The following is a 9,869-nucleotide window of genomic DNA, read 5'->3' on the forward strand; positions in this document are numbered from 1 at the left end:
CTCCCCTTTTCGTTGTTAGTTTAAGATGATTTACTCATTGAATACTGAGCTGGTCTAAAGACAGCCCATGTCGGTACAACATGTGTCACCTCTAACATTAATACTGTACAATCATCCTCTATTTCAAAATATCCTTGGAATGATTGCATAATGGTTGTTAGCTTTTCTTGAATCGTTTTATTTGTACTTGCTACCTGCTGTGCGAAAGCTAAAAATGTTTCCTCCTGTTCATCCCAATCAGCTACACTTGAGAACAGTCCATCTGAATGCATTAAAATAACATCACCTGCCTTCAGTTTTCTTTTTTCAGCTTCGACTGCTGAAATAGATAAGAACCCTACAGGTGCTGCATTACTTTCTACTTTCAGTACCTCTTTTCCACGCAAAATGTAGGTTGACATTCCACCCGCCTTCCACGACCACAAATCTCCGTGCTGTAAATCGACAAGTGCAAAATCAAGGGTTGCATACATATCATCTTGCTGTTTTAATGCCATGACATAATGGAGCGTATGCATCGCAGTTTCGGGATTCATATTGTAATTTAGACACTCTCTCATTAAATGAATCAATTTTCTACTTTCATGTTGTGCTTCTTTACTTTGCCCCATACCATCAGACAGCAATATCGCAAATAATCCTGGATGCAATTGGAAAAGGGCATGAGAATCACCGGAATATAGTGTTGCATCTTTAGACATGCTATATATATCATACTCTACTTCAAAGCTAATAGCTGATCTAAAGCAAATTTGAACATGACGAAATGGTATTTCGCAGGCTACTACTTTTTCAATTTCAAAAGGTTCATCAAAAATTTCATAAAGAATCGGCAAAATCATACGTTCAGCTAATGTCGTATCTTTCTCCCAGTTGACACGTGCTGGTGCTAAGGCACAAACAATCTTTCTTGCCCCAGGCTTATTACTTAAGACATCAAGTTGAAAACATTCAATATTGGCTTCCTTTAAGCGCTCAACAATGTCCTTCTCAACACTTACAAAAGAAATTGTATCTTCCTTCATCTCAGCAATTAACTGATTTAAATGATTGCTCATATCTCGCAGTTGAAGGGCAATCATTTTTTTACCATGGAAATATTGCCCGTTAATTCGTTCTCTATAAAGTTCTGTATCTAATTCCTCAAAGATTTTCGTGGATTTCACACATTTATAGCGTATTTGTTCTTCAACACGATGAATAGCTGATTCCTTGCCTACTCCTTTCATATGAAACCAATCTGTCATCAGCTTGTCCATACCATTATTTTGCGCACCCCAGCAATGATCATAACGGAAACAACTTAAACAAGTATTCATTGGTGCTACTTCCTTTGCCGCTTCAACTGGTGCTGTCATAAAGCGATCAAACACAAGTTCCTTCATGAATTGCACAAAATGCTGAAAGTGCTCTAATTTATACGTTACATGTTCTGTTAACCAATTCTGTCGGGCTAGTAAAACCTCTTCTCGTTGTGGAAAGAGCTTGTCCCTTACCTTATCTGAATATTTCTTTGGAATGGTTAGAAATAAAATACTACCAATGGCAATTGAGGTGAAATAAACACTATCCAAGGGCAATGTGGCGTCATAAAATAAAAAAAATACACTAGGTAAAATACTACCAATAGCAACGCCAAATCTACCACCTTTCGCTCCCATACCCGCACATAATCCAGTTAAGGTAGCCACCGAAAGCATACCGGTAAACGAAAGCTTGGCCACACCTATAAGCGTTCCTAACACTGCTCCAATGACAGTTGCTAAGGGCACACTTCCAACCAATGCGCCAAAACAGATAAAGAGCTGCAGTAAAAAAATAGGGAGTGAAAAATAGCTTATTACAACCGTTTGCATTCCAGTAAGCATGGCTGCAAAGACAACTAATCCTGAACCTAGCTTTTCATATGTCCAATGCGTCGTAAACCATTCATACGAATTAACAAATAATACTTGCATAAACAATGTCATAATAAGAGCTAAAGCTGCTTCACAGCCCACATAAAATTGTACAAGCACTGGTGGTAAGCCTTGATACATCACCCCTTGCCACATTATTTGTACTAGTAATACAGCTAAAGACACCGCAATACTTTGGGGCAGTTGCCAGTAACGAAAACGCATAATACATTCATACAGGATAATTTGTAAAGCGAGAATTAGGACTTGTCCAAAGCCTAGGAAAAAGCAACCCGCTAAACTCCCAAATAATACGAATTTAGCATACTCCCTATATTTTGTTCGAATAATGGCCCAAAAAGGAACTGAGAACGGTACAGCCGCTTCAAATACAACAGATTGAGCCAAGAAAAAGGCGGTTAAAAAAAAGAGAGAGCCTATTAGGATCTGCTTCTTTTTCAAACCTATTTTTTGGTCATCTACATTCGTTGTATTATACCATTCAATACTTGTCATTTAACTATCCCCTTTCCGCACTTTTGGTTATTATAAAAAATTATGTGTGGAAAGATTGTCTGACGTTGACAGAAAAAAATATAAATATTTCGACTAATAGCTATTCATAAATACGAGAATTGGCAACAATTTCTATAGTAAAAGGCTTTTGATCAATAGAAATATCGGAAAATTCAATTATTGAATTAATATAATAATTATTTACTATTCATCTTAAAGCCTAATTTGAAGGGATTTCACGTACTATTAATGGTTTGATTCAACTCTTCTCTAGGATATATTTCTACGTAAGAACAAAAAATCCGCTAAAATATTCTTCTATAGTTAAATGTCCTGAAATATCTTTAAATATTTTTTCAAACCTACTTGACACTAGCACGATTGGCTTGTATTATTTAACTTGTTGCTTAAACGACATGCGGAAGTAGTTCAGTGGTAGAACACCACCTTGCCAAGGTGGGGGTCGCGAGTTCGAACCTCGTCTTCCGCTCCATTTCTAAATTTGGCGGCCTAGCTCAGCTGGCTAGAGCGTACGGTTCATACCCGTAAGGTCGGGGGTTCGATCCCCTCGGCCGCCACCATATAGGCCCGTTGGTCAAGTGGTTAAGACACCGCCCTTTCACGGCGGTAACACGGGTTCGAATCCCGTACGGGTCATCTCAAATAGGTATCTCAGAACTAGATTCTGAGATACCTATTTTTAATTTATCCATCTATCTACTTCTTTGCAAATTCTATCCGTCCGCTCAAGTAAAGCTATGTGACAGAATATAAAAGTATGGCATACTAGTAAAAACAACGTTTTTAGGAGGTTTAATTCCCTTGAGTGCATTAACGAAAGCTGCTTTAATTTGTGGAAGTGGCTCAATGATTATTCTTATTTCAATTCTAATAAACTTACCGTTTTTTGTTCAAATAATCTTATTGCTTGGTGGACTAGCTGTGAGTGTTTATGGTGTTGCTTTACTTGTCAAAATGGTTATCCATCCTGTGAAGAAAGAATCCATTGGTCTTACCGATGAAAAAACGATAACACCCACAAAAAAGAAAAAGAGACCTTCTTCTACTTTATAGGTATATTAAAAAAGGGAGTAGCTTTTTAAAAAGCCACTCCCAACTCTATTTCATACACTTTTTCTACGATTAAAACAGTCAGCAAACTACCCTCTTCTAGCTCCGCGACCTCCGCGTTTTGATTCTGTAGCACGTTTAAGTGTTGCTAGACGTTCATCACTATCTTTTAAGAAGCGTGCCATTTTTTGCTCAAAATTTTCTTTTGGCTGGTGGCGTTCGTTGCGATCATTGGAACGATTATCACGACGTGGACGTGCTGGACGCTCTGGACGCTCTGGTCTTTCAGCTTGAGGCTTTGCTTTACGGATTGAAAGACCAATCTTTCCGTCCGCTTCAACATTCATCACTTTTACTTCAACTTCATCTCCAACTTTTAGATGCTCATTGATATCTTTTACATAATTGTCAGCAACTTCACTAATGTGAACTAAGCCTGTTTTGCCATCTGGCAGCTCAACGAATGCTCCAAAATTTGTGATTCCTGTTACTTTACCTTGTACCTTGCTGCCTACTTCAATTGACATAAAAAAAATGCTCCTCCTTAAAAATTAAGCGACTCTTTTGAGCCATGTAATCAATTTAATCAAACTTTTTACTGCAATAAGCTTCTCTTTTCATTATATATAACAATAAAAGAGTGTCAACAATACATAGCTTTTCAGTCGTCTTTTTTATCTTCCTTATCTGGAATGATGAAAATAATCTCACCTTTTTCCGATAAGTAGTACTCTTTTCTTAATAGCTTTGCGATATATTCATCATCCTGCAATTGTTTGATTTTAAGATTTAATGTATCTTGTTCCTCTTTCAATTCAGTGAGATGCCGATTCGCTTCTTCTTTGGATTTCTCTTTTGCTGCTAATGTTTCATTCTGATGTGACAGCACATTTAAGAGAAGAGCAATAATAATGACTGGTACAATCGCAAAAAAGACAATACGACGCATCTTACGTTTTCGAGCCTGTTGTTTGCGATTTATAGCTCTATCCGTGTTACGGACATAGTCATTATCAAGCTTAGTGAAGTTTTGGGATTCATCATTTGATGAATGACGTCTAGTCATGTCCGCACCTCCGATAATTATTGTTGCTTTTTATTATACTTCAAATATCGTAATTTTTTAAAAAAAGTGTAGGACAAATACGAATAAATTTTGACAAAAGGTCTTATAACAAACATAACAATATTTATTAATAATTGCAAAATTTGTCGAATAACCGTAATTATGAAACGCACAATGAACCAAAAGGGTCTCCATGTTATATTCACCAAAATTCTAGCAACGAAACGTAAAAAGGTTTGAAAAAATGATTGATACAAAAAAATTCCGGCTATTTGCGCTAGCGGGTCGTAAGCCCGCCAAGCGCCATCTTTTAGCCAAAATAATAAATAGTATGTCAACCCTCCAAGTAGAATCCAAGTTATTAACTCAACAACCATCATCCACTTTCGAAGGCTTGACCTTTTTGGAGTTGAAAAAACAATAAGCCTTATACTATCAATTATGAAACCAACTGCTATACCGCTCAAAACCATGACAATTAATTGATAAAATTGTTCACTGACAATCATCCAAATAACTTATGAAGGAAACCTTTCGAGAAGCCACTTTCCTCCTCGTCGTACTGTAAGGTTTTTACAGTTCCTTCAAGTGTCAATAATCCTTTGTCAACATCTAAATGAACGATATGCAGTTCCTCTCCACGGATTAACAAGTGCCCTTGGGACGTCTTAATGAAAAACTCTTCCTGATCAAAGCGTTCAATTGATTTTACAGAAGTCATGTCCATTCTTTTACGATTACGAATCGTTAAAATATGCTCTCCAGATGGAATTGTGTAACGATTACTTTCTTGATGTAGCGTCATTTTTTTCCTCCTTTAGTCGTCCTAGCTTCTGTTCACTTTATGCGGACAACCTTCAAAGCATGACAACTTTATTTAAGTTGTGTCATACTTTCACCTACAAAAAGAAAGGCAGGACAACAATAGGAGGGCTAGAAAATAAATTTAGCTTTAATCCTCATCATCAATAAATTCAGGCTCAATCTTTTCAAGTCGTTCTTCTTTCAAAATGGTAAACATTTTTGCTGCATCTTCTTTTTTCACAGTATCACGTATTTCTTCTACACGTGCCGTTACTATTTTTTGACCAAAACGGATAGCAAGCTCATCACCAGCTTTCACTGTACTACTTGCTTTTGCAATCTTTTCATTGATTGTAATACGTCCTTGATCGGCCACTTCTTTGGCTAAAGTACGGCGTTTTATTAAACGGGATACTTTTAAAAACTTATCTAATCTCATAATCTTACTCCTTTTCTAGTTGCTTTGCTTCATTCCAAAATGCATCTAATTGTTCTAATGTAAAATCGGAAAATGGTTTTCCACTTGCCTTTACCTGTTGCTCAACATAGCCGAAACGTCTTGCAAATTTCTCATTTGCATGTAGCATGGCTTCTTCTGGTGATAATTTATAGAAACGTGCTAAGTTTACTAATGTGAACAATACATCGCCAAATTCATCAAGACGGGACGCATTAGAGCCTTTCGTCACCTCATGGCGAAATTCCTGCCATTCCTCGGTAAATTTATCCCATGCTCCCTCCACATCTGGCCAATCAAAGCCCACTTTTGCAGCTCTTTTTTGATAATTGTAGGCTGTCTGTAATGCCGAAGATGCTCTATATTCTTCGTCTAATAAAGGTTTGTCGCTAGTTTCTTTTTCCTCAGCTTTAATAGCCTCCCAATTAGCCACAACATCATCTGCATCTTCTACTGCAACATCCCCAAAAACGTGCGGATGGCGGCGAATCATTTTTTTACTAATCGAAGCTAACACATCTTCAAGTGTAAAATAACCTTGATCTTCTCCAATTTGTGCATTCAAAAATACTTGTAACAACACATCACCAAGTTCCTCAATCATAGCAAAATCATCCTCAGCATCGACCGCAGCCAAGTATTCATGTGCTTCCTCAAGTAAATATTTTTTCAACGACTCATGTGTTTGCTTTTGATCCCAAGGACAGCCATTTGGACCTCTCAGCGTTGCAATGATTTGACGGAATGTTGTCCAATCTCTTAATGACTCCTCCTGTGATTTTACAGGTGGTACATAGACTGTTGTTAAATTATTTACTTCTACACTTTGATCGAGTTCATAAAGTGGCACTGTGACAATCTGTTCCTGTGAAGATCCAGCCGCTGTCACAACTGTCACAGGATACTCATCATCATATTTCTCCATCAACGTTAACTTCACTTCTGATGCACTGAATGTATCGTATACTTGAGCGATCAAGATATGCTGACGCATGTTAATGTCATGCATTGAAAAACTTGTACCATCAAGTAATTGAAAGCCTTCAATTGGATCTATTTTTAAGGCACCAAAAATGGGATCTAAGAAACTCTGACCACCCTCAATGACTAGCTCAATTTTCCCTTCATTTGCGGCTGCAATAAGTAATTGCACTGTTTGCTCTGCAACTAGTGGATGCCCTGGCACAGCATACATAACATCCTCAACAGCCGTAGCTTCTATAAGAGAATCAGCTATTTCTGCATACACAGGTTGAAATGTATCGTGTTTTTCATAAACGTCGTCAAAACTTTCAAATCCCACACCCTCTGCTGCTAATTCCTCTAAAACCGGATGATCCACTGTTCGTACATATAATTTTTTAGCAGCCTTTAATTTTTTATAAACACCCATTTGCAGCTGATTAAAGTCACCTGCACCTAAACCAATAATTGTTAATGTATTCAATATTACACCTACTTCCTTGAATTTAGCCAAAGTTGGTAAACAGCCATTCTACGTCCAAACGGCAGTAAATACCATTCTTTTTCTTTTAGTACTCTTTTCTTTGCAATAATTGTTAGCATAACAAACGCCCCAATAGATACTGCTGTCAAACCCGCCACCATGGCTATCATACGTGAAGACATCAAATGGTTTAACAAGGACGATACTAGCTGTAACCATATAAGAACGACGATTGTCATACTGAAGGAGGCTATACCTACTTTTTTATAAAATGCGCCTGAAGCTAATTGAATGCCAGTCAATGTTTTTAAATAAATAATTAGCAAGGTTGCTGTTAATAATAATCCTATATCATTTGCGATGGCAGCTCCTAGTACACCTAATCCACCAATTAAACGTACATTTAATATAATTTTTATTAGAAAACCGATTATGAGAAATAAAGCTGGTTTTTTTAATTTTCCATAGCCTTGTAAGATCGCTGTAAATGTAAGGATAATCGACAAAGGGACAATTTGAAATACATAGACAATCAATACTTCCGATAAGGAATTGGTTTTAAAAAGCATTTCATTTAAATAAGGCATAACTAGCATTAAGCCTAGTGCAGCAGACCAGCCGAACAGGACGGATGCTTTGTATGTTAATTGTATGAATGGCACTGCACTACGTCCCGCTTGTTTTTTCGACAAATGGGCGACAAGTGGCACAATGGCCAACGACAATGAGGATGCAATGACAACACCTAGTTGAACTAACGGTTGTCCTCGATCATAAATACCCTTCGTTTCCTTTGCAATTGTAGGAGTCATCCCATTATCAATTAATGAAGAATAGATTGTAAATGAATCGACCAATTGATAGCCAAGTAGTAGTAGACCACTCATACTGACACTCAAGCTGAGCCAAGTGACCTCTTTAATGATAGGTAAACTTGGATTACGTTGTAGATGTTGTTTAACTTGCAGTAGACCAAATCGTTTATATGAGATATAAGCAAGTAATAGCAAGGCTGTAATTTCTCCAATTACTGTACCGATAACAGCCATTTTTCCTGCACCATAAAGAGATTTAGTCGTTGTCATAATAAGAAAGGTACCTGCTAATATGACAGTTACTCTCACTGCTTGTTCAAGTACTTGGGCATAAGCAATAGGCTCCATAATTGCTCTAGATTGAAAGCTACCTTTTAAAATAGCCAGCGCCGGCATAACCAATACTACTAAGGAGCCTGTACGAATAAGTGGTGCTAATTGAATATCTCCCATTAAATGGGCAATCTTTTCAGCACCTCCAAATAAAATGGCAAAAAACAGTAGTGATAATACCGTTAAATACCTGAAAACTACCTGTGTTATAGTGCGACGTCTTTCATCACGTTCTATTGTATCAACAATACAATCATTGTCTGCAAGCATTTTAGAAATGGCTATAGCAAAGCCACTAGATGTCCAAACAACGAAGATTGAAATAACTGGATATACCTGTTGATAGATATAAAAGCCTTCATCACCTACTAGATTTTGAAAAGGCACACGGTAAATGGCACTAAGAACTTTTACAATAAGGGCTGCTATCGTCAATAAGGCGGCACCCTTCATGTAGCTTTTCATACCAAAACGTTGCGACATAAATTGCCCTCTTTCCTTCTTAACAATGCCAATAGTATAGCATATCTCAAAAGTTTGACGTGCAAGGTGGCACTACTGTTCCTATAATGATTCATCCTTATGTACGCAAAAAAGTTATTGTTCAGCCTTAAAGGTCATCGCAATAACTTTTCCATGCATTAACTATTCATTTGTTTTGCTAAGAAGTTTGCAGCTGTTTCCACTACTTTGACTTCTACCTCACCAACAAAGTGTACTTTAGACAAGACGATAATACAGCCTATTGGGTCACCATTCACCATAATAGGTGTCGCACAATATGATTTTACTTGCTCATATTGTCCAGGGACAATTTCAATCGTTGTCTCCATTTTTTCTATTTTTGTGGAGCGTTCGTCCATAAAGCTTTCCGCAAAGGACGTAATGCGACGATTTATATATTCCTTTTTCCCTATCCCTGCAACAGCGATTACTTCATCACGGTCAGTGACAAATGCTGGTGTGCCCATCGTTTCATAAAGTGTTTCAACATATTCTCTTGCAAATTCCCCCAAATCATTGATGGGAGAATATTTCTTTAAAATGACTTCGCCTTCACGGTCCGTATAAATTTCAAGCGGGTCGCCTTCACGAATACGTAGCGTCCTACGAATTTCTTTTGGAATAACTACACGCCCTAAATCATCAATACGACGAACAATTCCTGTTGCCTTCATTCTAATGCCTCGCTTTCGCTACAATGAAATTTTAATTCAATGATAGTATGGTTTTTATTTGAGCAATCTATGCAAAAACTGAAGAAAAAGGATTTCACAACCATCAATCAATTTTTTTCAAAAAACGGTATTACATCAATCAACTCTTTATTAGATTACCCAAGGAATAAGTTTCTATAATTAATTCATAAAAAATATTGGAAAAAATCAATTATTCCTGTGAGCAAATATGTTAGAGATGATGATTACTGAAGCAACATGAAAAAGGCTATTCTTATCTTTTA

10 protein-coding genes and 3 tRNA genes are annotated in these 9,869 nt (G+C 37.2%); 4 read left to right on the plus strand and 9 right to left on the minus strand.

The window, feature by feature from the left end; genetic code table 11:
* Positions 1 to 20 precede the first annotated feature (20 nt).
* Positions 21 to 2,414: a SpoIIE family protein phosphatase gene (locus tag VK91_RS19825; protein WP_048395327.1), complete on the minus strand. Its 2,394-nt coding sequence runs from the start codon at positions 2,412 to 2,414 to the stop codon at positions 21 to 23.
* A 418-nt stretch (positions 2,415 to 2,832) separates the two neighbouring features.
* Here VK91_RS19825 and VK91_RS19830 point away from each other — a divergent pair.
* The 4 genes from VK91_RS19830 (at position 2,833) to VK91_RS19845 (ending at position 3,488) form a co-directional block, all read left to right on the plus strand.
* Positions 2,833 to 2,907, plus strand: a tRNA-Gly gene (locus VK91_RS19830).
* Positions 2,908 to 2,918: 11 nt separating this feature from the next.
* Positions 2,919 to 2,995 (plus strand) — tRNA-Met (locus VK91_RS19835).
* A 4-nt stretch (positions 2,996 to 2,999) separates the two neighbouring features.
* Positions 3,000 to 3,071, plus strand: a tRNA-Glu gene (locus VK91_RS19840).
* A gap of 165 nt (positions 3,072 to 3,236) precedes the next feature.
* A complete protein-coding gene (locus VK91_RS19845) occupies positions 3,237 to 3,488 on the plus strand; it encodes a hypothetical protein (RefSeq protein ID WP_048395329.1) in 252 nt (83 codons plus the stop codon).
* Positions 3,489 to 3,574: 86 nt separating this feature from the next.
* Here the strand turns inward: VK91_RS19845 and VK91_RS19850 are convergent, their stop codons facing one another.
* The 8 genes from VK91_RS19850 to spoVT all read right to left on the minus strand — a co-directional run bounded on the left by VK91_RS19850 (position 3,575) and on the right by spoVT (position 9,585).
* Complete coding sequence (locus VK91_RS19850; RefSeq protein WP_048395331.1) at positions 3,575 to 4,012, minus strand: S1 domain-containing RNA-binding protein; 438 nt, start codon at positions 4,010 to 4,012, stop codon at positions 3,575 to 3,577.
* Between the two features lie 134 nt (positions 4,013 to 4,146).
* Positions 4,147 to 4,551: a septum formation initiator family protein gene (locus VK91_RS19855; protein WP_048395333.1), complete on the minus strand. Its 405-nt coding sequence runs from the start codon at positions 4,549 to 4,551 to the stop codon at positions 4,147 to 4,149.
* A 17-nt stretch (positions 4,552 to 4,568) separates the two neighbouring features.
* On the minus strand, positions 4,569 to 5,060 hold the full coding sequence (gene yabQ / locus VK91_RS19860; RefSeq protein WP_048395335.1) for a spore cortex biosynthesis protein YabQ: 492 nt from the start codon (positions 5,058 to 5,060) through the stop codon (positions 4,569 to 4,571).
* Positions 5,057 to 5,356, minus strand: coding sequence for a sporulation protein YabP (gene yabP / locus VK91_RS19865; protein ID WP_004229167.1), 300 nt, complete (start codon positions 5,354 to 5,356; stop codon positions 5,057 to 5,059). The genes yabQ and yabP overlap by 4 nt, the downstream gene beginning before the upstream one ends.
* Positions 5,357 to 5,503: 147 nt before the next feature.
* On the minus strand, positions 5,504 to 5,794 hold the full coding sequence (locus VK91_RS19870) for an RNA-binding S4 domain-containing protein (RefSeq protein WP_048395337.1): 291 nt from the start codon (positions 5,792 to 5,794) through the stop codon (positions 5,504 to 5,506).
* A 4-nt stretch (positions 5,795 to 5,798) separates the two neighbouring features.
* Positions 5,799 to 7,259, minus strand: coding sequence for a nucleoside triphosphate pyrophosphohydrolase (gene mazG, locus VK91_RS19875; RefSeq protein WP_048395339.1), 1,461 nt, complete (start codon positions 7,257 to 7,259; stop codon positions 5,799 to 5,801).
* An 8-nt stretch (positions 7,260 to 7,267) separates the two neighbouring features.
* Complete coding sequence (locus tag VK91_RS19880; RefSeq protein ID WP_048395341.1) at positions 7,268 to 8,890, minus strand: polysaccharide biosynthesis protein; 1,623 nt, start codon at positions 8,888 to 8,890, stop codon at positions 7,268 to 7,270.
* Positions 8,891 to 9,048: 158 nt separating this feature from the next.
* Positions 9,049 to 9,585, minus strand: coding sequence for a stage V sporulation protein T (gene spoVT / locus VK91_RS19885; protein ID WP_004229174.1), 537 nt, complete (start codon positions 9,583 to 9,585; stop codon positions 9,049 to 9,051).
* Positions 9,586 to 9,869: the final 284 nt, after the last annotated feature.

It is taken from the genome of Lysinibacillus sp. LK3, assembly GCF_001043675.1.
In the GTDB taxonomy this organism is placed as follows: domain Bacteria; phylum Bacillota; class Bacilli; order Bacillales_A; family Planococcaceae; genus Lysinibacillus; species Lysinibacillus capsici.